This window comes from Aquibacillus salsiterrae (genome assembly GCF_028416595.1).
GTDB classification, from domain to species: Bacteria; Bacillota; Bacilli; order Bacillales; family Amphibacillaceae; genus Aquibacillus_A; species Aquibacillus_A salsiterrae.
Genome location: NZ_JAMQKC010000004.1, coordinates 129308 through 150641, shown reverse-complemented (window position 1 = coordinate 150641; position 21334 = coordinate 129308). Strand labels below are relative to the sequence as shown.

General features: G+C 42.1%; 19 protein-coding genes and 1 pseudogene. 17 read left to right on the top strand and 3 right to left on the bottom strand.

Annotated features, from left to right (window positions below):
* The first annotated feature begins 100 nt into the window (after positions 1-100).
* The 5 genes from NC799_RS07325 to NC799_RS07305 all read left to right on the top strand — a co-directional run bounded on the left by NC799_RS07325 (position 101) and on the right by NC799_RS07305 (position 4115).
* On the top strand, positions 101-502 hold the full coding sequence (locus NC799_RS07325; protein WP_272445740.1) for a F0F1 ATP synthase subunit epsilon: 402 nt from the start codon (positions 101-103) through the stop codon (positions 500-502).
* Positions 503-653: 151 nt separating this feature from the next.
* Positions 654-890, top strand: coding sequence for a DUF1146 family protein (locus tag NC799_RS07320; RefSeq protein ID WP_272445739.1), 237 nt, complete (start codon positions 654-656; stop codon positions 888-890).
* Between the two features lie 87 nt (positions 891-977).
* Positions 978-1700 carry a YwmB family TATA-box binding protein gene (locus NC799_RS07315; protein ID WP_272445738.1) on the top strand — a complete coding sequence of 241 codons (723 nt, stop codon included), beginning with the start codon at positions 978-980 and terminating at the stop codon, positions 1698-1700.
* A gap of 34 nt (positions 1701-1734) precedes the next feature.
* Positions 1735-3039, top strand: coding sequence for a UDP-N-acetylglucosamine 1-carboxyvinyltransferase (murA, locus tag NC799_RS07310; protein ID WP_272445737.1), 1305 nt, complete (start codon positions 1735-1737; stop codon positions 3037-3039).
* 158 nt (positions 3040-3197) lie between these two features.
* Entirely contained in the window at positions 3198-4115 is a 918-nt protein-coding gene (locus NC799_RS07305) for a S66 peptidase family protein (RefSeq protein WP_272445736.1), read from the top strand.
* An 871-nt stretch (positions 4116-4986) separates the two neighbouring features.
* Here the strand turns inward: NC799_RS07305 and NC799_RS07300 are convergent.
* On the bottom strand, positions 4987-7743 hold the full coding sequence (locus NC799_RS07300) for a carbohydrate-binding domain-containing protein (protein WP_272445735.1): 2757 nt from the start codon (positions 7741-7743) through the stop codon (positions 4987-4989).
* A gap of 312 nt (positions 7744-8055) precedes the next feature.
* Between NC799_RS07300 and NC799_RS07295 the strand changes: the two genes are divergently transcribed.
* The 3 genes from NC799_RS07295 (at position 8056) to NC799_RS07285 (ending at position 12259) form a co-directional block, all read left to right on the top strand.
* Positions 8056-9027 carry a LacI family DNA-binding transcriptional regulator gene (locus tag NC799_RS07295; protein WP_272445734.1) on the top strand — a complete coding sequence of 324 codons (972 nt, stop codon included), beginning with the start codon at positions 8056-8058 and terminating at the stop codon, positions 9025-9027.
* 159 nt (positions 9028-9186) lie between these two features.
* Positions 9187-10254, top strand: coding sequence for a stage II sporulation protein D (gene spoIID / locus NC799_RS07290; protein WP_272445733.1), 1068 nt, complete (start codon positions 9187-9189; stop codon positions 10252-10254).
* Positions 10255-11302: 1048 nt separating this feature from the next.
* Complete coding sequence (locus tag NC799_RS07285) at positions 11303-12259, top strand: M23 family metallopeptidase (protein WP_272445732.1); 957 nt, start codon at positions 11303-11305, stop codon at positions 12257-12259.
* 67 nt (positions 12260-12326) lie between these two features.
* Here NC799_RS07285 and NC799_RS07280 read toward each other — a convergent pair whose 3' ends face one another.
* Positions 12327-12965: a hypothetical protein gene (locus NC799_RS07280; RefSeq protein WP_272445731.1), complete on the bottom strand. Its 639-nt coding sequence runs from the start codon at positions 12963-12965 to the stop codon at positions 12327-12329.
* Between the two features lie 316 nt (positions 12966-13281).
* On the opposite strand from NC799_RS07280, the pseudogene NC799_RS18415 reads away from it, so the two are divergent.
* The 8 genes and pseudogenes from NC799_RS18415 to fabZ all read left to right on the top strand — a co-directional run bounded on the left by NC799_RS18415 (position 13282) and on the right by fabZ (position 19292).
* Positions 13282-14299, top strand: a pseudogene (locus NC799_RS18415) (AimR family lysis-lysogeny pheromone receptor).
* A gap of 33 nt (positions 14300-14332) precedes the next feature.
* Positions 14333-14482, top strand: a complete 150-nt coding sequence (locus tag NC799_RS07265; protein WP_272445728.1) for a hypothetical protein — start codon at positions 14333-14335, stop codon at positions 14480-14482.
* Between the two features lie 588 nt (positions 14483-15070).
* On the top strand, positions 15071-15367 hold the full coding sequence (gene spoIIID / locus NC799_RS07260; RefSeq protein WP_272445727.1) for a sporulation transcriptional regulator SpoIIID: 297 nt from the start codon (positions 15071-15073) through the stop codon (positions 15365-15367).
* Positions 15368-15535: 168 nt separating this feature from the next.
* Complete coding sequence (gene mreB, locus NC799_RS07255) at positions 15536-16537, top strand: rod shape-determining protein (protein WP_272445726.1); 1002 nt, start codon at positions 15536-15538, stop codon at positions 16535-16537.
* 160 nt (positions 16538-16697) lie between these two features.
* Entirely contained in the window at positions 16698-17522 is an 825-nt protein-coding gene (locus NC799_RS07250; protein WP_272445725.1) for a flagellar hook-basal body protein, read from the top strand.
* 15 nt (positions 17523-17537) lie between these two features.
* Entirely contained in the window at positions 17538-18365 is an 828-nt protein-coding gene (locus tag NC799_RS07245; protein ID WP_272445724.1) for a flagellar hook-basal body protein, read from the top strand.
* A 31-nt stretch (positions 18366-18396) separates the two neighbouring features.
* Positions 18397-18741 carry a DNA-directed RNA polymerase subunit beta gene (locus NC799_RS07240; protein WP_272445723.1) on the top strand — a complete coding sequence of 115 codons (345 nt, stop codon included), beginning with the start codon at positions 18397-18399 and terminating at the stop codon, positions 18739-18741.
* Between the two features lie 128 nt (positions 18742-18869).
* Positions 18870-19292 carry a 3-hydroxyacyl-ACP dehydratase FabZ gene (gene fabZ, locus NC799_RS07235; protein ID WP_272445722.1) on the top strand — a complete coding sequence of 141 codons (423 nt, stop codon included), beginning with the start codon at positions 18870-18872 and terminating at the stop codon, positions 19290-19292.
* A 55-nt stretch (positions 19293-19347) separates the two neighbouring features.
* Here fabZ and NC799_RS07230 read toward each other — a convergent pair whose 3' ends face one another.
* Positions 19348-19815 (bottom strand): hypothetical protein, encoded by a 468-nt coding sequence (locus NC799_RS07230; protein WP_334313850.1) that lies wholly within the window; start codon positions 19813-19815, stop codon positions 19348-19350.
* Positions 19816-20070: 255 nt separating this feature from the next.
* Between NC799_RS07230 and NC799_RS07225 the strand changes: the two genes are divergently transcribed.
* Positions 20071-20460, top strand: coding sequence for a hypothetical protein (locus NC799_RS07225; protein ID WP_272445721.1), 390 nt, complete (start codon positions 20071-20073; stop codon positions 20458-20460).
* Positions 20461-21334 lie beyond the last annotated feature (874 nt).

Genomic DNA, 21334 nt, shown 5'->3' with positions numbered 1-21334 from the left:
CTGAATAAGGAAGCGGAATGGGCTTGTTATAGCCTAAATTCTCTATAAAAATGTCTGAGAATCTCTCATACATTTATTCAAAGCCCAAGGAGGGGTACCATTGAAAACACTAATCGTGAGTGTTGTCACTCCTGATGGCCCTGTTCTGGAAGATTCATTTGAAATGGTTAGTTGTAAGGCTGAAAACGGTGAACTGGGTATTTTACCAGGACACATTCCGCTTGTTGCACCGTTAACGATCAGTGCTGTCCGTCTAAAAGGAAACAACGATACAAAGCAAATTGCAGTAAGTGGTGGTTTCTTAGAGGTTCGTCCTGACAAAGTAACCATTCTTGCTCAATCCGCAGAACAACCCGGCGACATTGATGTTGAACGTGCCAGAAAAGCAAAAGAACGAGCGGAAAGTCGTCTTCAAGCCAAGCAGGATGACATTGATTTCAGAAGGGCAGAATACGCACTTAAACGTGCTATGAATCGTCTAGATATAGCCGAGCGTAGATAAACATTTTAAAAAAGACTTTAGTCCTTGTTGGATTGAGGTCTTTTTTAATAAAAATTTTGTCACTATTTCCCGGGAAATGACGAAGGAAGTAATCTAATTGACATCGAATAAATCAAATGAGAACCTAATAATAAAGAAAGGGTGAATCGTCATGCTATCAGGTTTAGGTCAACAAGCGATAATTGGAATGTTATCCCATATTATTTTTATTATTATTACGTGGCAAATACTACAAGTAATTAAACTTGATCCATTACTAAAAAAAGGTCGCGTATTTGAGTCACGGTTACTACTTATTTTTTTAACGATAACAATCGGAACGACAGTGAGTAACTTTTTCCTCGACTTTATTCAATGGTCACAGCAAATGACCTACTTATTTAAGTGAATTTATAAAATCTCCCCGTATAAACCTAGTAATTTGCGTTCATACTAGTTTACTAGAAAACGATGAAGTTTGAGGGGAGATTTTTTCATGAAAAAAACAAGGTTCATTCTAATCACTACATTATTGGTTTATTTAATTTTCTCTACATTTACAACGGCAGCTGCCTCGTCCAATCAGTTGCAGGAAGTAAGTGAGATGGCAAGTGCAGTAATTGAGCAGGATTTAACGGTGAATAAGTGGGAAGTTTTAGTGAAAGAAAAAGTCAGCAAAGAAACAGCTGAAAAGACGATTCAATGGGTTGAAAATAATCAGAAAGACATTACATACTCTGAAGAAGATTTAGGCAAAATAAAAAAACTAATATGGAATACCCAAAAAAGTGATGGGATTAACGAATCATTTATAGTAGTAATTCCTGTAGAGGGTAACTATGATTATCAGGTAATGTATAAACTAACAGGTAACAATTGGAATAAAGAAATGGTTAAAGCGCAACAATCAAGCATTTCTTCGACAATTGACGAATTATTCAGCGGAAATATGACAAAATTCTCTTGTTTGAATACACAGCCGGATGGTAATATAGATAGTGATGTTTTCACTAAAAAACTACTTAAAAAATGGAATGTTCAACCACTAAAACAAATACAAGAAAATGATTTTGTTGTCCTATCAGGATATACATCCCATTGGCAAACTGCCGTACCCACAGCGGACAAACCAATGAATGTACAAATTGCCGCCAGAGAAGGATTGGGCGGAAAAACAACCCTCACAATAGGAACACCTATCATAGTTACTGAATATTAATAATAGTGAAATTGGACGCAGAGGAGAATGAACCTTGGAAAAAATCATCGTCCGTGGTGGGAGGCAGTTAAAAGGCACTGTTAAAGTTGATGGTGCTAAGAATGCCGTACTGCCTGTCATCGCAGCAAGTATTATTGCAAGTGAAGGAAAAAGTGTTATTCATGAAGTTCCAGCCCTTGCTGATGTATTTACGATAAAAGAAGTTCTAACAAATATGAATGCCGATGTAAGATATGCAAACAATACAGTAACTGTCGATGCATCTAAACCACTTACCACAGAAGCTCCTTTCGAATATGTTAGAAAAATGCGTGCGTCTGTTTTAGTACTTGGACCTTTATTAGCAAGATACGGTCACGCGAAAGTTGCTATGCCTGGCGGGTGTGCAATTGGTTCACGTCCAATTGATCTACACCTTAAAGGATTTGAAGCAATGGGTGCCGATGTGCATGTAGGTAATGGCTACGTCGAGGTTTCTGCAAAAGGAAGATTAAAAGGTGCAAAAGTTTATCTGGATGTACCAAGTGTAGGTGCAACAGAAAACATTATGATGGCTGCAGCACTTGCTGAAGGAAGAACAATTATTGAGAATGGTGCAAAGGAACCTGAAATTGTTGACCTTGCAAACTTCCTTAATAAAATGGGCGCTAAGATTGTTGGTGCCGGTACAGAAACAATTAAAATCGATGGCGTTGATCAACTACACGGTGTAGAGCACACCATTATTGCAGATCGAATTGAAGCAGGAACATTTATGGTTGCTTCTGCTATCACAAAAGGGAATGTTTTAATCAAAGGTGCTGAAGTAGAGCATATGCGCTCTTTAGTGTCTAAGATGGAAGAAATGGGTGTAATCATTGAAGAAGAAGAAGACGGAATTCGAGTGATTGGTCCAGATAAACTAAAGGCAACAGACATCAAAACGTTGCCACACCCAGGTTTCCCAACTGATATGCAGTCGCAAATGATGGCATTAATGTTAAATGCTGAAGGCACAAGCGTGATCACCGAAACAGTGTTCGAGAATAGATTCATGCACGTCGAAGAATTTCGCCGCATGAATGCCAAGCTAAAAATTGAAGGACGTAGTGTGATTGTCGAAGGTCCAGTAGAACTTCAAGGAGCCGAAGTAGCAGCAACTGACTTACGAGCAGGGGCAGCATTAATTTTGGCTGGTCTAAATGCAGACGGTTATACTCGTGTAACAGAATTAAAGCACATTGATCGTGGCTATGTAAATTTAACAGAGAAACTAGCCTCATTAGGTGCTGATATTGAACGAGTGGATGACGACAAGATTGTGATTGATCTTGCCAAACGCCGTTCAGAAATTTCATAAGTATAGCTGTCCTGAGGAGGGTTGCCGTTTTGGCAATCCTCCTTTTCAGTTGTAACGAAAAGCGCATGTGCCCCGCAACATCTTCGCATCAAAAATCCTCTGTTCATAAAACGTTTCTTTCTCTCGTATGTATAAAGAAATGAATGTGAGGTGGGGTTATGTTACCGAAACGATTAGCAAAAGGTGATACGGTTGGTATTATCGCACCAGCTGGGCCGCCGGATCCTGATGAATTAAACAAGGGTATTCGCTTCCTGCAATCTCTCGGGCTAAAGGTTAAGCTTGGTCAGCATTGTAACAATGTCTATGGCTATTTGGCTGGAACGGACGAAGAAAGGCTGTATGACCTGCATGACATGTTCGCTGATCCAAATGTTCAAGCTATTATATGTGCTCGCGGTGGTTATGGAACGGGGCGGATTGCTCAACATATTAATTATGAGTTAATCGCGGACAATCCGAAAATATTTTGGGGCTATAGTGATATAACTTATTTGCACACGGCGATTAGACAGCAAACAGGATTAGTTACTTTTCATGGGCCGATGGTTAGCTCTGATATTGGCGGGGAACATTTTGATTCGTTATCAAAACGAATGTTCGAGCAAATGTTTGAACCACGGCGGATTGTCTATTCGGAAAAAATTGCACCAATCGATATCATCACTCCAGGGGACGCTAGAGGTGAAATTGTCGGTGGGAATCTCACGCTACTCGTAAGCACACTTGGAACGCCATATGAACTAGGTACAGCCAATAAACTGCTTCTTTTGGAAGATATCGGTGAAGAACCGAACCGTGTTGACGCCATGCTAAACCAGTTAAGATTAGCTGGGAAATTTGACGAGGCTGCAGGTGTAATCCTCGGGAACTTTTCAGACGGAGAACCATCAGGCAAAAAACCATCATTCACACTCCAGCAAGTATTCCACCAGTATTTTTCATCCTATCCGAAGCCTGTCGTTAGTGGCCTGCAAATTGGTCACTGTTTGCCGAACATCGCTATTCCACTCGGCACAATCGCCAACCTATCGACAACAACTAAAACGTTAACGATAAATCCTGGGGTGTGGTAGTTAGAAAGGAGGTCTATTTTTAACAAAAGTGCAGGGCGCCCGGAGCAAGGGTTTTTTATACTTTTGTATGAAAAAAGACATTGTAAGCAGCGTACAAATTAATAAGTATCCGTTTGGCCGCCGGAAGGGCTCGTTCGGTCGTTAATATCGTTCATTGACTACCGTTTGGACGCTAACAGGGCTCGTTCGGTCGTTAATATCGTTCTTTGACTACCGTTTGGACGCTAACAGGGCTCGACCGGGCGTTATTAGCGGGCTTTGACTACCGTTTGGACGCTAACAGGGCTCGATCGGGCGTCATTTGCGCGCTTTGACTACCGTTTGGACGCTAACAGGGCTCGATCGGTCGTCATTTGCGCGCTTTGACTACCGTTTGGCCGCTAGCAGGGCTCGATCGGGCGTTAATATCGTTCATTGACTACCGTTTGGCCGCTAGCAGGGCTCGTTCGGTCGTCATTTGCGCGCTTTGACTACCGTTTGACCGCTAGCAGGGCTCGATCGGGCGTTATTTGCGCGCTTTGACTACCGTTTGTCACTTAACAGGGCTCGATTGGGCGTCATTTGCGGGCTTTGACTACCGTTTGACCGCTAGCAGGGCTCGTTCGGTCGTTAATATCGTTCATTGACTACCGTTTAACCGCTGGATGGGCTCGCTCGGGCGAGTATATCGATTTTTGTTACCGTTTGGCCGAAAATACAGTATACTCAAAATTAAATGCTATCCTTTTTCATCATAGATGGCTACAGACAGCCAGGGGTGTTTCTTACCTTATAAAAAAGACGTTCGTTCATCTGGGAAAAAACTAATAGAAGGCAAATTGAGCCATAAATAAAAGAGCACTACCGTGACTGGCAGTGCTCTTAGAGTAATTTATTTTAATGTAAAATGAAATGAACGTTCAATTGTTGTATTACCAAATGTGATTACGACTGTACCGACATAATCGCCAGTTTCTAATGCCTTGGTTCTAAGGTTGTAAATGTATTGATTTTCCTCTGAATCATAGCGGAACACATTATTACCTTCAGTAGTAACCGCTTGGCCGTCTTTCGTTAATTGAAGGGTTGCAGTTACATTAGACACTCCATCAATCCTAAACTTAACCGGGATTGTGCGGTTTTTCTTATAGACATTCTCTTGTTTTATTGGTTCAAGTACACCACTAAAGGCGTAGACATAATAATCCACTTCTACGGTACTTGTATTACCAGCCGCATCGGTTGCGGTTACTGTATAGGTATGTGCACCGGTTGTCGATGTGTCGAGCTTTTCATTGTAAGTAACGGTTGGATTAGTGTCCAAGTCATCGGTTACAACAGGAGTTACAGTAACATCTTGTCCAACTGAGAAATACTGGCCATCTTCTAAATTCAAGCTAACTTGTGGTGCTTTATTATCTTCAACGAACTGAACATTATCGATATAGGCACGACCGGCAAAATCACTATTTTGATCAGCGAAAATCAATAGCATATTGCGCAGCTCCGTGTCGTCACTAACACCACTCGGTAAACTATTCAAATCTAACGTCACCTCATACTGATACAACCCATCATCAGTTACTATCGCTTGATCAAGTTGCGATAAGTCGATTTCGAAAGTGTCATTTGCCTGTGCCCAATACCCTACACTAGGTGGTTGGAATGTTAGATTAATCGAGATAGAACCTTGTGATGCTCTTACTGGATCAAGATATAAATCGAATGTAACATAATCATTGTCACCACGAGTTAATCCGTCTTTCCAAAAATCAAGGCGTGGTGCAGATGCCCAGTTGTCAGTAGGCTTAACTTCAGGATAGGCAAATTCCCATGAAAGTGCGTTTGAACCGTTTGCTTCTTCGATTGTTAACGCTGTGTTAACAGCTGAATCACCAGACCAATTCCATCCTTGTCTTGTTCCACCTTCAAAGTTAGATGGGAAAGTTGCCTCTCCAATCGGATCATGGATAACAGGTAATTCTACTTCTGAACCAACAATCGTTATGTTATCTAACGAAATGGAATTAACATCTGACGGGGTACCAATGAAAAGAACGATGTTAGCTAATGTGCTGTCTTCTGCACTAGTACCAATTACCTCAAGCCCAGGTGCATCTTCTTTCGTAATCGTCATGACAGCTTTATAAGTTCCATCACTTTGCTCAACAAAATCATCCGTGGTCACTTGAACAGCCGCAGTAGGATTTGTCCACCAGGTTGCAGGTCCTTGCGGGATAGCGGCAATCGATACGGTTGTTGGTGTATCAGCAATGACATCCATTGTAAGTACTTCAGCACCTAGAATATCAATGGATTGTCCAAAGCCGTCCGCAGAGATTCGTGCATTTGCCCAAAAATTTTCTGCACTAAGATCGTTGCTTGCTGTTAATCCAGTTATGTTTAAAGCGTTATTTTCATTGGTTAGAGCAACATTTTCAATTGGATTATCACCATTTAAGCGAAACCCTTGTGTTGTTCCGTCATCAAAATTCCATACAACAGTTTCATAGCGGTCACGATCGATAGGTTGATAGGAAATACCTTTGATCCGTGCTCTGACATATTCACCAGAAATACTTAACTCTTCGGTTGACCATAATTGGTCATCACCAGGGTCAAGATTAGTCGCGTCTGATTCACCCATAATGAATGGTGTAAAAGCGGCAGACGTTTCATTTTTGTTAGTTAGTGACCAGTTTACCCAGCTAATGTTATTGTCATTTAAATAATCTAACCACGCATCAGCTTCATCTAAAAATGGACCGTTATTGCCAGATGCTTCACTTGTTCCCCATTCTGTTACAAAGACAGCTACACCATTCTCGAGGGCGTATTGAATATTGCCTTGTACGTAACCGTCATTATGTGTTCCGGTATAAAAGTGTGCGGTATAAGCGGTATTGTTGTCATCGATTGGATTATCTGCTGCCAAATCGGGGCGTTGGCTCCAGTTTGGTGTACCAACGATGACTAGATTGTCGTTACCGTTATCTCGAAGCATTTGAATAATTGGTTCAGCATATGACTTAACTGATTGCCATCCTTCAGCATCATTAGTAATGCCTGGGCCATCTGTATTGTTGCTGCTCGGCTCATTGGCTAGTTCATAAATAATGTTTGGGTCGTTCGGGTATAAAGATGAAATTTCCTTGAAAAAGTCCATTGCCCCACTATACATTTCTGCATTTGGATCGCCAGGTGCGTGGACATGCCAGTCGACAATGACATACATGTCGTTCTCTTTGGCGAGCTCAATACCATCGATTACCCTTTGTTTCATCAATTCTTGGTTAGATGCGTATCCGTCTTCACCAACATACATAGCTAGACGAACAACGTTAGCATCCCAGTCATTCGATAAAGCAGAAAATGCATTGTCATTTAAAATCTCAGGAAACCACTGCAAACCGTGTGTACTCATACCACGTAGCTGGATGGGGTTTCCGCTTGAATCACCGAGCGTTTTTTGCCCGTTTACGTCGATGATTTGTAAGGCCCCTGCATCAGATGGTTTAGTCGGAGTGTCTGTGATTAAAGAATTATAATCAGACTCCGCAGCTGTAACTGACCCAAAGGATAAGGACAAGCCGATTAATACAAGTAAACTTAAAACAGTGAAGAACTTTCCGCGTTTCAATCTTTTCATCTTTTTCTCCTCCTCCATTCTATTTCGAAAGTTTTCGTGATAAATCGCTTACATTTTATTGTTTACGAAAACTATTTCGAGATAAATATAGCAAGGCAAGGCTGTTTAGTCAATAGGTATAAAGGCGATCTTGCATAAGTGGATGGGGGTGTATTTGTCGAATAGTGTCAGATGAATGTTTTCGAAAATTTTCGTAATGTTGTTGGACACATGAGAAACTTTGGTGCAATTTAGTTAATATCCAGCCCATTTAGTAGACAAAGGCGATATAATGTAAGAAAGTTTGATTTTTTTTAATAGAGAGGCAGTAGTATGAAAATAACAATAAAAGAAATTGCGAAGCGGGCTGGAGTTTCAGTCGGAACCGTTTCGAAGGTAATCCATAATTATACGGATGTTGGCGATGCGACGAGGAAGCGAATTCTCGATGTTATGGCTGAGACAGGTTATCAGGCTAAAGTGCAACGAACGAAAAAACGGATTGGTGTTATTTATGGTGTTCGTGTTTCTTTTAACCACCCATTCTTTGTGGAAGTAATGGAAGCGTTCAGTAAGGAAGTTGGCTTATTGGGATATGATCTAGTGTTTTTTTCAAGCAAAGTAATGGGCATTAATTATGTTGCTAAATGTATCGAGGCTGAGGTAACTGGTTGTATCGTTATTGGTGGCGATGAAATTCAACAATCGATTTATCAATTGGATGAAAGTGACATTCCTTGTATCGGTATCGATATTCAATTAACTGGTAATCGGTCTGGTTATGTGATGACAAATAATATGAATATGGGGAAAAAAGTGATTGAGCATTTGTATTTGACGGGGCATCGTGACATTGGCTATATCGGTGGCCTAGTTAATACAGTTGTAGGAATGGAACGGGAAGAGGGTTTTAGAAACGGTTTAGCTGAATTCGGTTTAACGGTCAATCAAGATTGGATGATGGCTGGTGACTTTTCAGAAGAAAGTGGTTATCAAGCGATGAAACAAATTTTGGCGAACAAAGCTATTCCTTCTGCCATGTTTGTTGCCTCTGATGTGATGGCTTTTGGTGCGATTTTAGCGATTAGGGAAAATGGTTTAGCTATCCCTGAAGATTTGGCAATTGTGGGGTGTGATGACATTGAAATAAGCAAATACACCCAACCGCCATTGTCAACCATTAGACAGGAGAAGGATAAAATTGGAAGATTGGCAGCCTTTATGCTGGTTGATTTAATTAATGGGGTGCTAGAGTCTAGCTCGGTGGTAGTAGATTGTGAACTTCTTGTAAGAAAAACTTCATAGCGGACAAGTAGTCTGCATAGCTATTAAGAACAGGTTATTTATTGATAATCTGTTCTTTTATTTTGGTTCTATATTTTTTAAGTGGCGAATAGATTTGATAGTAGATTAGAAGACAATAATTCCAAAGCCTAAACCAGTAGAGAAGGAAGGAGGCCATTCATGCATAAACGGAAAAGGAAATTGACTACTAATAGCTGGAGAAGACCTAGTTTAATTTTAATAGCAAGCCTCGTGGGTGTGATACTGATCATCCCAACTGTCATTGTTGTCCCGTATATCGGTGGAGCCGACCCAGCGTCATCGGTAGAACGCGCTGAGGCAGAGGCTAAAACGGTTTCCCTTAATCCGGATGATTCGGTGTTTTCGGTAAAAGTATTTCGAACAGAAACAAACAAGGTAGAAGAGGTGCCATTGGAGGATTATGTGACAAGGGTCGTCGCATCGGAAATGCCTGCTGATTTTGAGATAGAGGCATTAAAGGCACAAGCACTTGCGGCAAGGACGTACGTTGTTAACTACCTGTTAAAGCAAGGGGAGAGTACGGTTGAGGGTGGAGCTGACGTAACTGATACGGTCCAGCACCAGGTGTACAAAAGTGAGGACGAACTGAAACGCGTGTGGGGTGCGGATTACAATTGGAAAATCAATAAAATACGAAAAGCTGTTGCTGCCACAGTCGGGGAGATTGTTACCTATGAACAAGAACCAATTACACCGGCATTTTTCTCAACGAGTAACGGCTATACTGAGGATTCGGAAGAGTATTGGTCAGACGAGTTGCCTTACTTAAGAAGTGTGGCGAGTCCGTGGGATAAGGATTCACCGAAATACATGGATCAGGCTATTTTTACTATTGAAGAAGTCGAGCAAAAGTTAGGTGTAACCATTGCAGATTCTTCACCGTTTCAAATTTCACGTACAAAAAGTAATCGGGTTGATTCTATTACTATTGGCGGCAAAGAATTTAGTGGGCGTGATGTTCGAGAGAAATTAGACTTAAAGTCAAGTGATTTCACGGTTGAACAAAAAAAGAAGCACCTTGTTTTTAAAACAAAAGGTTACGGTCATGGTGTTGGAATGAGTCAGTATGGTGCAAATGGAATGGCGAAAGAAGGGAAGAGTTACCGCGACATTGTAACTTACTACTACCAAGGTGTCACGGTTCAGAATATCGAAAAGGCTGTACCAGAGCTTCAAAACAAACAGCTTGCATCAAAAGAACAGTAGTGTTTTTTAAAAAGATAAGAAAGCATAAAAAATGCAAGAGCTGTCTAGTGCAGGGCACACTTAGCCCTCCCGAGTCATAAGTCAATCCTCTACATGGCACAGACCGCCATTACGAGGCTTGTCTTACGCTTTTCAGGGGTGGGCAAGTGTAGATTCCTGGGTTTTGTAGGGGATCTTAGATTCAGATTCAGGATACCTTTTTGATTACCAATCGAGCCCTGTTAAGTGACAAACGGTAGTCAAAGCGCGCGAATGACGCCCGATCGAGCCCTGTTAGCGTCCAAACGGTAGTCAAAGCGCGCGAATGACGCCCGATCGAGCCCTGTTAGCGTCCAAACGGTAGTCAAAGCGCGCAAATGACGCCCAATCGAGCCCTGTTAGCGTCCAAACGGTAGTCAAAGCCCGCAAATGACGCCCAATCGAGCCCTGTTAAGTGACAAACGGTAGTCAAAGCGCGCAAATGACGCCCGATCGAGCCCTGTTAAGTGACAAACGGTAGTCAAAGCGCGCAAATGACGCCCGATCGAGCCCTGTTAAGTGACAAACGGTAGTCAAAGCCCGCAAATAACGCCCGGTCGAGCCCTGTTAAGTGACAAACGGTAGTCATTTGTGCTCCACTTCGTAGCCTGCCTTAGTCTAGGCACTATGGAACACTTCTAAGAATAGACATCGCAGAAACAAGTGGTTTTCTTGTTTCGAAGGCGCGACTTGCGCTTTTCTTAGTTGTACCTGCATGCTGTGTAAATTTTTCTAGAGTCAGAATTAAATGCATACTAACATTAATTTTGGCAAGAAAATTAGCTGGTTTGCTAAGGGGCATCAATGGGCCAGAGTGGAATTCAAACTACTACATATTTGATCCACTGCAGAAATAAAGTGAGAAGCAACAAACCATATGAAGCAAGGCTTGCTGACGCAGGTAAAGCCGATGAATTCAGTTAAATGCATAATCGTGACATTTTGTCGAATAATAAATACAAAAATTTTTTTGAAACAATGTATATATCTTCCTCTTTCTGATCAGAATGGTTCCTGAGGTGATGATGAAATGAGAGAGGAAAATAAGAACGTTTCAAAAAATGGTTGGAAACGTATCTTCGGTAAAAAGTGGTTTTTCCCTGCAGCGTATTTAACGATTGCGGCATTGTTGTTGACAGGAGTGTTATGGTATCAAAATCTGGATAGCGGAAGTCCGTTAGCATCAGATTCGAATGACACAGAAATTAGTAACGACGAAATTTCTCGTGCAGACCAAAGTCAAGCTGGCAGTGGCAACGTAGACTTTGATAGCGAACGTGATACCGAACCAGTAATGGAGCAAACAGAGTCCATGTTAATGCCGGTTGCAGACGAAAATCAAGCAAAGATTGTAACAAAATTTTACGACTATGACGCAGACAGTGAAGATCAAGAAAAAGCACTTGTTCTATACAACAATAAATACTATCAATCTAAAGGGGTAGATATTGCGTCTGCGGAAGATGAAACATTTGATGTCACAGCGTCACTAAGTGGTACAGTAACAGAAGTGAAAAAGGATCCGTTATTAGGTAATGTAATTCAAATGACACATGATAACGATCTTACTACTTATTACGCAAGCTTAGAAAATGTGTTAGTTGAAACTGGTGCAGAAGTAAAACAAGGTGACACAATTGGTTCTGCGGGTCGAAATATTTACGGCCAAGCAAGCGGTGTCCACGTGCATTTTGAAGTGCGTAAAGCGGGAGTGCCTGTCAACCCTGAGGATTATTTTAACAAACCAATGACTGAAATTGAAAAACCAGACAACAGTACAGAAGAATCAAATCAATCTGACGGCTCTGAACACGATGCAGAAGGTACAACAAGCCAAGAAGATGCCACTAGTCAAGACAATGCTGTCAATTCAGAAGATGATGGCGATGACGCTGGTGATGACAAGAAAGATCCAAAAGACGACAAAAAAGATGAAGGTAAAAAGGATCAAGAAACAGAATCGTCAGCTGCGATGGCAAATGCATAAAGTATAAATCAAAAACGTATGGAGACAGAAATCTCCATACGTTTTTTTATGCATGCGTCCGTTATCTTTAAAAGTTGCCGAAGCCTGGGTTGTTGTAACCATAACCAGGGCCAATATCATCCGCATCTGGCTCTTCGTCAACTAACTCACCAGCTGCGCCTAAACCAGGTGTTCCGTATCCGCCGTAGCCTGGTGCCCCGAACCCAGCGCCGTATCCAGTGCCATGACCAGGTGTTGCTCCAAATCCTGGTGTGCCGTATCCAGTGCCGTGACCAGGTGTCGCTCCAAATCCTGGTGTGCCGTAACCAGCGCCATGACCAGGTGTCACTCCAAATCCTGGTGCGCCGTATCCGGCACCATAACCAGGTGTCGCTCCAAATCCTGGTGCGCCGTAACCAGCGCCATGACCAGGTGTTCCGTATCCTGGCGTAACTCCAGCGCCATATCCAGCACCGTATCCTGGTCCAAATCCAGCGCCATAACCCGGTGCTCCGAATCCAGCACCGTATCCCGCACCATAACCCGGTGCCCCGTATCCATATCCATATCCAGGTCCGAAGTTATCATAGTCTGGCTCTGGATCTAGTAGTTCTCCTCCTAACGCTCCGATACCCGCTCCGATTAAACCTGGTACAAGTCCTGGTCCGAAAAATCTTTGTTGGTCTGCCGGAACTCCTCTGTGCATTTGTGGTCGTTTTTGATACATGAACGATTTCTCCTTTCGATATCTCATCATTGGGTTATTCCCTACTCTCAACCTATGGATAAAAGTTTATAGACGATTGGGCTAGTGTGCTATATTTGATTATTTTAATAAAAATTTTTTAGGTGATTGCTCCTTTTGGAATACACGTTAGCAGTAAATTTGACAAAACTCGGTGATTTTTCTCAGGAAGTATGACACTACTATTGTCGATTGCAAAAAAATGTCGAACGATTCTTGTTCTGCCCGGTATTGTAATATCACAATGTTATGAAATAATGGAAGAAATAGTAGGAATGACGGGGGAGAGGTGTGCAGCATGACGATTAAAAAGTGGGGCCGGGATATGCTTGATTCATACTTATCGCAAGGTCGCTCACTTTATTTTCACGAATATATTTCCTTGGTCAGTATGAATTGTGATGAGAAAACAGTAATCGAAATGGCTAAGCGATTTTGTGATCAGACGATGATAGAAGATAACTGGATTGTCGGTATGGAGTTCTTTTATATGAATGGTAATATGCGTGAGGTGGACAAGCTGATCGAACGGAATAAGCAGTCGGGCCGTGACAGTAATCAAAGCTTTGCCACGGTCTATCAAGTGATGGTTGATTTAAAAAGAAATCTCTTATCACCGCCTACCGCCATCGAATTACTAGATTCAGTCAAAATTAATTCTCCCGCGTTATATTGTATCGTCACCCTAGCAAAAGTTTCTATTCACTATTCCACGCATCAATTTGCTGCACTAGGTTACTATATCGACAAAATCAACCAGTACTTAAATCAAATCAACAATCCCTTACTTGTTACCTTGTATAAGGTAAGGATGGACGCTTTATTGTTCATCTATTATTGGAAAAGGAACGAGCTTATCTTAGGGAGGAAGCATGCGTTTCGGGCAATTAAGCAAACGTTCCACTTACAACGAAAATTTATCGCTTTCATACATCTTTGAAGACTTTTCATCGAGTATGTACCACTTAAATGAGGCAAAAGTTATTGCCGAAAAGCTAGATGATAAGCAGCTATTAGCTGACATTGAATGGCGAAATTACCCGTTTATTTGTGCCGTTTTTGGCCATGTCAACGGTATATCCACAGAAGACCCAGCTGAACAAGCGCACATTGAAATTGTAAAAGGAAACGATCATCTTGCCCGGGCGATTTTAAATGAAATGACCATTAACACACCTTTGTTGAAATATTATTACGGTCTTGCTACGAGAGATAAAGACTTATTGATGGAATCGTGCCAGGACTTTATTGGAAAAAGAAGCGATCATTTCTTTGCCCGCTTGCCTTTACGAGCCGCGCAAGGAAGTTTTTGCTAAAGAAGGTTGTTCAAAATAGGGGAGGTTTTTCAATTGGTGAATAAATTATTGCTTCTAACAGCTGTTTCGTTCCTTGTTTTGGGTCCGTTAAATTCAATCGTCAACTTGCGCGAGCATCCTTTGGCAGCTATTGGAGATGTCACGGAACCGTTAAAAGACCCTGCCTATGAGGATGTTGGGTGACAGAGCCCGGGGATCTTAGATTCTTGACTACCGACCAAGCCCTTCTAGCGGTCAAACGGTAGTCAAAGAACGATATTAACGCCCGACCGAGCCCATCCAGCGGTCAAACGGTAGTCAAAGAACGATATTAACGCCCGACCGAGCCCATCCAGCGGTCAAACGGTAGTCAAAGAACGATATTAACGCCCGACCAAGCCCTTCTAGTGGCCAAACGGTAGTCAAAGAACAATATTAACGCCCGACCGAGCCCTTCTAGTGGCCAAACGGTAACAAAAACCGATATACAAGCCCGAGCGAGCGCATGCAGCGGCCAAACGGTAGTAAATTGTACTCCACTTCGTAGCCTGCCTTAGCCTAACCAGGCGCCTGTGCTTTTCTTGAAAAAAATAGCATATTCCTTCGTTTTTCCTAATAGACTGTTACAAACCAATCCAAGAAAGGTCTAAGGTGAGAGTGTGTGGGGCTTTTCTGCAACATTCTGCTAAACTTACAATTCTTTTATCCTACATACGACCTATACTAAAGACCACGTTTCTCATCCGCTTGTCTCGATTCACCTTGGACAGACAACTTAGGGAGGCGAGTGATGTGCACGACTACATCAAAGATAGGACAATCAAGATTGGTAAGTACATCGTGGAAACGAAAAAGACTGTCAGGGTAATTGCCAAGGAATTTGGCGTTTCCAAAAGCACTGTTCACAAAGATTTGACGGAAAGACTCCCAGAAATAAATCCTGAATTGTCGAATGAAGTAAAAGAAGTGTTGGATCACCATAAAGCAATTAGACATTTGCGTGGTGGTGAAGCAACCAAGCTAAAATACAAATCAGATGCACCTGAAGAAGTGCTAGATGTTGCGGAACCAATCAAACCGGTAAGTTAATCCCTAGATCCTCCTATAGCCTATCGATGCTTGAACACAACAAGAACGAATACTTTTTTTCTGATTATCATTAACTAATATTACTCAGTTGTGATATTATATATAACTAGAAGCATTGTGTTCAAGCACGGATACATCGCAACTAATTAGGCAGGGAGGATCAAACTCATGTTTTCTAGGGATATCGGAATCGATCTTGGAACGGCCAATGTTTTAATTCATGTAAAAGGTAAAGGAATTGTATTAAACGAACCCTCAGTTGTCGCTATGGACCGCAACACAGGCCGAGTGCTTGAAGTTGGTGACGAAGCAAGACGAATGGTCGGGCGTACACCAGGGAATATTGAAGCGATTCGTCCATTAAAAGATGGGGTAATTGCTGATTTTGACGTTACCGAAGCAATGTTAAAATATTTTATTAATAAAATCAATGTACGTGGATTCTTATCAAAGCCTAGAATGCTAATTTGTTGCCCAACAAATATTACAAAAGTTGAACAAAAAGCAATCAAGGAAGCGGCTGAGAAGTCCGGCGGTAAAAAAGTATACTTAGAAGAAGAACCAAAAGTTGCTGCGATTGGGGCAGGAATGGATATATTCCAACCAAGTGGGAACATGGTTGTCGATATCGGTGGTGGCACGACAGATGTCGCTGTGCTATCGATGGGTGACATTGTTACAGCACAGTCAATTAAGATGGCTGGTGACAAATTCGATAATGAAATTTTAAATTATGTAAAAAGAAAATATAAATTGTTAATTGGTGAGCGTACGTCCGAGGATATTAAAATCCAAATTGCAACCGTATTTCCGGGTGCACGAGATGAGGAAATTGATATCCGTGGCCGGGATATGGTCACAGGTTTGCCGCGTACAATTACGATTCGCTCTGCTGAAATTGAAGAGGCGTTACGTGAATCGGTTGCGTTAATCGTGCAAGCAGCGAAGACCGTGCTTGAACAAACACCTCCAGAATTGTCTGCCGATATTATCGACCGCGGTGTTATTCTGACTGGTGGTGGCGCGATGTTGCACGGATTAGATACGTTACTTGCAGAAGAATTAAAGGTACCAGTGTTATTAGCAGAAGAACCAATGCACTGTGTCGCAAAAGGTACGGGCATTATGCTTGAGAATATCGATAAAATTGAACGAAATAAAATTGTTTAAATACTGACTTTTTGAACCACTTCTTTGAGTATAAAAAAATCCAAGAGCTGTCTAGCTCCGGGCGCGACTTGCGCTTTTCTTAGCCTTAACGGCGAAAATTGTAGGATTTCATCAGGAATAGCCGGAAAATGTTTACCGGTTGAGAAAAGGGGAATGAACCGTGTTAAGAGGTTATTATACGGCAGCAGCAGGTATGCTTGCCCAACAAAGGCGGCAAGAGACGTTATCAAATAATATCGCAAATGCGCTGACACCGGGCTATAAAGCCGATCAGGCAACGTTAAAATCATTCCCAGAGCTACTCATCAATAAGGTGCAATCCAAACAAATTTCCTCGTCGAAAGGTGTACATATTCCAATGATGAGGAAAATCGGTTCGCTCAACACCGGTGTTTATGTCCAAGAAACCATTCCAGATTTTAGCCAAGGAGCGTTAAAAGAAACGGGAATGACGACGGATATGGCTATTGTTGGTGGCGTAATGCCAGATGATACGGGCGGTTTATTTTTCACCGTACAAAATGCGGGTGGCGACGTGCGTTATACGAGAAACGGAAATTTTACCGTCGATGGCCAAGGATTTTTGACAACCCAAGAGGGCTATTACGTGCTTGATGCACGAGGAAACCGGATTGCGACAGATGGAGAAGATTTCACCGTTACAGCAGATGGGACGGTCCAACTTGCGGGTGGGAATGTTAATGTCGGTGTTGCTTATAGTGCCAATGCCAATGATTTAGTGAAAAATGGCGAGAGCCTTTATCAGTTGGCTGAAGGTGGCGAGCTGCTAGTTGATGCGCGGGCGAACAATGCGGTCACCTTTTCGGTCAAGCAAAATTACTTGGAAAGTTCGAATGTTGACCCAAACCGAGCTATGACGGAAATGATGCAAGCTTACCGAGTATTTGAATCAAATCAGTCGGTACTAAAGGCATATGACCAAAGCATGGAAAAAGCAGTCAATGAAATCGCAAGACTAAGATAGGGAGGATGAGTCCGAATGAGTAGAATTGCAATGCAAGCAGCAGTGACGATGGGCCAGCTGCAAAATAAGCTCGACGTTATCGGCAACAATATGGCAAATGTAGATACAACAGGCTTTAAAACGCGAAATGCTGAATTCTCATCCTTGTTGGTCCAACAAATCAACAACCTATCAGCTCCTGAAAATGCACAAGGTCGCTTAACACCAGATGGTATTCGGGTTGGTGCTGGTGCGAGAATGTCTAATACGACGCTTGATTTAAAAGCTGGTGCGTTAAAAGAAACAGGTCGAGCATTAGACTTAGCGTTACTAAAAGGCAATCATTTTTTCCAAATTGCTGTAACCGAAAATGGGGAGACAGAAACAAGATACACCCGCGCGGGGAATTTTTATTTGAATCCACTTGGCAATGATCAAGTTGCCATCGCAACCGCTGATGGGTTCCCGCTATTAGGTGCAGATGGCCCGGTCGTATTAGCGGATAATATGGAAGCCATCTCGATCACAAGTACAGGGGCAATCGAAGTAACAAGGAATGGTCAAACGGCAGTCGAAGGGCAGTTGCAGGTTGTCGAGGCGGTTAGACCGCGATTACTCGAAGCAACCGGCAACAACAATTTCCGACTTTCGGAACAATCGCTACAGGCATTTGATCCAGGGGAAATTATTCCTGTAGCAGACGAGGCTGAAGTACAAATAAAAAGTGGTTCGTTAGAGAATTCTAATGTTGATGTTGCAAAACAAATGACCGATTTAGTCACAACGCAACGTGTATATCAATTGAATGCAAGGTCAATCTCCATGAATGATCAAATGATGGGTTTAATTAATCAGTTGCGCTAAATGATTATTAAAATAGTAAGGAGCGTCATCCATGTCTACATTGCAAACGAATAATGTCAATGAAAGTCCAACTAGACACGTGAAAAGGCTTCAACGACAGGAAAAAAGAATAGAACGGCTTGAGCGACATAACGAACACTCAACTGCAAGGTCGCGTCGCAGGCAACAGAAGGCAGAGGAAAAACTAGCTAATAAGCCCGTGCGTCGTATTGTCCCGATCTGGCTTCGACTTATCGTTGTATTTGTCCTATGCTATGTAGCCTTAATGATTGGGATGATGGTCGGATACGGGGGACTAGGTGGCAAGGAGCCAACCGAAGCCCTAGAATTTAGCACATGGAAACACATCATTGATCTTGTCGTTGGTGAAGGATAAAGTTATGTTTGCTAGCTTGTAGACTTCTGCGAGCTTTTTTTTTATACGATAAGAAAGTATAAAAAGATCCAAAATCTATCTAGGTTTGCTATAATGGAAACACATCAAAAGTGGAAGGAGTTATACATATGTTTGATATCCAGAAGATTAAGGAAACAATCCCGCATCGTTATCCATTTTTGTTAGTCGACGAAATCACCGAGATTGAAGACGATAAGCGTGTCGTTGGCAAGAAAAATGTTACCATTAATGAGCCATTTTTCCAAGGCCATTTCCCTGATTATCCAGTCATGCCTGGTGTATTAATCGTTGAAGCACTCGCACAGGTCGGTGCGGTTGTTATTTTGAACAAAGAAGAAAATAAAGGGAAAATCGGCTTCCTAGCTGGGATTGATAAGTGCCGCTTCAAACGCCAAGTTAAGCCTGGTGATCAGCTGAAATTAGAAGTTGAAATCGTCCGTTTAAAAGGGCCGATTGGTAAAGGTAAAGCAACAGCAACTGTCGACGGAGAACTTGCATGTGAAGCGGAAATAATGTTTGCCATTAAATAAAATGATCGATGTAGTCACCTGAGCATACAGGTGACTTGTTACTTAGTACACAAGTTCAATGTTTCACATACAGCCAGGTTTTTTTAACAGTCAAACCGATTAAAATGCCAGGGATAACACATAAAATTGGAAAGAAAATGGGTCCTATCGTGTGACCTAAGTATGTATTGGCAGAAGAATACATCAACCCCACCGTTACCGAAAACGCAGTAAACACAAAAGGTAAATAATCGTAGCGTGTTCCATTTCCCTCTGCATCACGATAGGCATCCCACATACCAAATAAGTAAATACACGGATAAAACATTAGCCACTGATAGTCAACAATAAATGCGGCTTGCTCAATTGCGCCAGTAAATGAATACAGAATGGCCAAGTTAAAATTGCTTTGCACATTAATGAGGAACTCTAGTCCTATTAGTAATGTTCCTTTAAACAATTTTCCATTTAAAATTTGTGCTAATCCTGGTAATGCAATACTCCAAAAAATAGCTTCGTGTTTTGCAGGTGGTTTCATTGGCATCCGTCTCTTCCTAAAATAATTTTAAGGTGATAGTAGTATTTGTAATACAGGTTAAAATTATGAAGAAAAATCCGGAAGTATATTATTTAATAATTGAAACACGATAATAGTTGGAAAATGACAGTTAGTTCTGATTGCTGATATTTTCCACTCCCATTCGGCGTTAACGATTTAGAATTGGATAAAACATCCTAAAATTTTTAGCTAAATAACGGGAAAGCTAAGATAGAAATTCTAAATAAGGAGGAAATACCGATGGATAAAAAATGGCTAATTAAGTTAGGCGCTCCCGCACTTGCTGTATCATTAATTACTGGTTGTGCAAGTAACGATGATGATGAACAAAACCCACCACCAGAGGAAACTCCTGCAGATGAGATTCAAGATGAAATGAATGATGTAGGAGATGACATCGATGATGCTGGTGAAGGAATCGAGGACACTGGTGATGACGTTACAGACGAAATCGACCAAGAACTTGATGAAGAGGGTATCGATGATGGCGTTGAGATGAATGACGACGCTGGTACGAACGGTGAAAATGGAGATGTTGCTCCTGGTGGCGAAGATGAAGGTGTAACAGACCAACAAAGCGATGCAACTACTAACGAAGATGCAGTCAAAAAAGACGAAGACAAAGAATAATTAACTAAAAGGGACCCAAGCTTCTGGGTTCCTTTTTGATTCGGGTGTAATTCAGACAAGGAGAGTTAAAATCCAGTGAACAGAGTCCGAATCCGGGTGCTATTCGGACAAGGAAAGTCAAAATCCGGTGAACAGAGTCCGAATCCGGGTGTGATTCGGACAGGGAAAGTTAAAATCCAGTGAACAGAGTCCGAATCCGGGTGCTATTCGGACAGGGAAAGTTAAAATCCGGTGAACAGAGTCCGAATCCGGGTGCTATTCGGACAAGGAAAGAAGAAATCCGGTGAACAGAGTCCGAATCCGGGTGTGATTCGGACAAGGAAAGTCAAAATCGGGTGAACAGAGTCCGAATCCAGGTGTGATTCGGACAAGGAAAGTCAAAATCCGGTGAACAGAGTCCGAATTCGGGTGTGATTCGGACAAGGAAAGTCAAAATCGTGTGAACAGAGTCCGAATCCGGGTGCTATTCGGACAAGGAAAGTCAAAATCCGGTGAACAGAGTCCGAATCCGGGTGCTATTCGGACAGGGAAAGTTAAAATCCGGTGAACAGAGTCCGAATCCGGGTGCTATTCGGACAAGGAAAGTCAAAATCCGGTGAACAGAGTCCGAATTCGGGTGTGATTCGGACAGGGAAAGAAGAAATCCGGTGAACAGAGTCCGAATCCGGGTGCTATTCGGACAGGGAAAGTTAAAATCCGGTGAACAGAGTCCGAATCCGGGTGCTATTCGGACAAGGAAAGTCAAAATCCGGTGAACAGAGTCTGAATTCGGGTGTGATTCGGACAGGGAAAGAAGAAATCCGGTGAACAGAGTCCGAATGCCGCCCCTGAAGCCCATGCCGTGTGCTCGTCCTCAAACACTAGCCAAGCCCCA

Coding starts and splice junctions, on each gene's coding strand:
- NC799_RS07240 (WP_272445723.1), top strand. CDS start 18,397: ATGTCTACATTGCAAACGAATAATGTCAATGAAAGTCCAACTAGACAC.
- NC799_RS07245 (WP_272445724.1), top strand. CDS start 17,538: ATGAGTAGAATTGCAATGCAAGCAGCAGTGACGATGGGCCAGCTGCAA.
- NC799_RS07320 (WP_272445739.1), top strand. CDS start 654: ATGCTATCAGGTTTAGGTCAACAAGCGATAATTGGAATGTTATCCCAT.
- spoIID (WP_272445733.1), top strand. CDS start 9,187: ATGCATAAACGGAAAAGGAAATTGACTACTAATAGCTGGAGAAGACCT.
- NC799_RS07305 (WP_272445736.1), top strand. CDS start 3,198: ATGTTACCGAAACGATTAGCAAAAGGTGATACGGTTGGTATTATCGCA.
- NC799_RS07300 (WP_272445735.1), bottom strand. CDS start 7,743: ATGAAAAGATTGAAACGCGGAAAGTTCTTCACTGTTTTAAGTTTACTT.
- NC799_RS07280 (WP_272445731.1), bottom strand. CDS start 12,965: ATGTATCAAAAACGACCACAAATGCACAGAGGAGTTCCGGCAGACCAA.
- NC799_RS07295 (WP_272445734.1), top strand. CDS start 8,056: ATGAAAATAACAATAAAAGAAATTGCGAAGCGGGCTGGAGTTTCAGTC.
- mreB (WP_272445726.1), top strand. CDS start 15,536: ATGTTTTCTAGGGATATCGGAATCGATCTTGGAACGGCCAATGTTTTA.
- fabZ (WP_272445722.1), top strand. CDS start 18,870: ATGTTTGATATCCAGAAGATTAAGGAAACAATCCCGCATCGTTATCCA.
- NC799_RS07315 (WP_272445738.1), top strand. CDS start 978: ATGAAAAAAACAAGGTTCATTCTAATCACTACATTATTGGTTTATTTA.
- NC799_RS07225 (WP_272445721.1), top strand. CDS start 20,071: ATGGATAAAAAATGGCTAATTAAGTTAGGCGCTCCCGCACTTGCTGTA.
- NC799_RS07230 (WP_334313850.1), bottom strand. CDS start 19,815: ATGCCAATGAAACCACCTGCAAAACACGAAGCTATTTTTTGGAGTATT.
- NC799_RS07285 (WP_272445732.1), top strand. CDS start 11,303: ATGAGAGAGGAAAATAAGAACGTTTCAAAAAATGGTTGGAAACGTATC.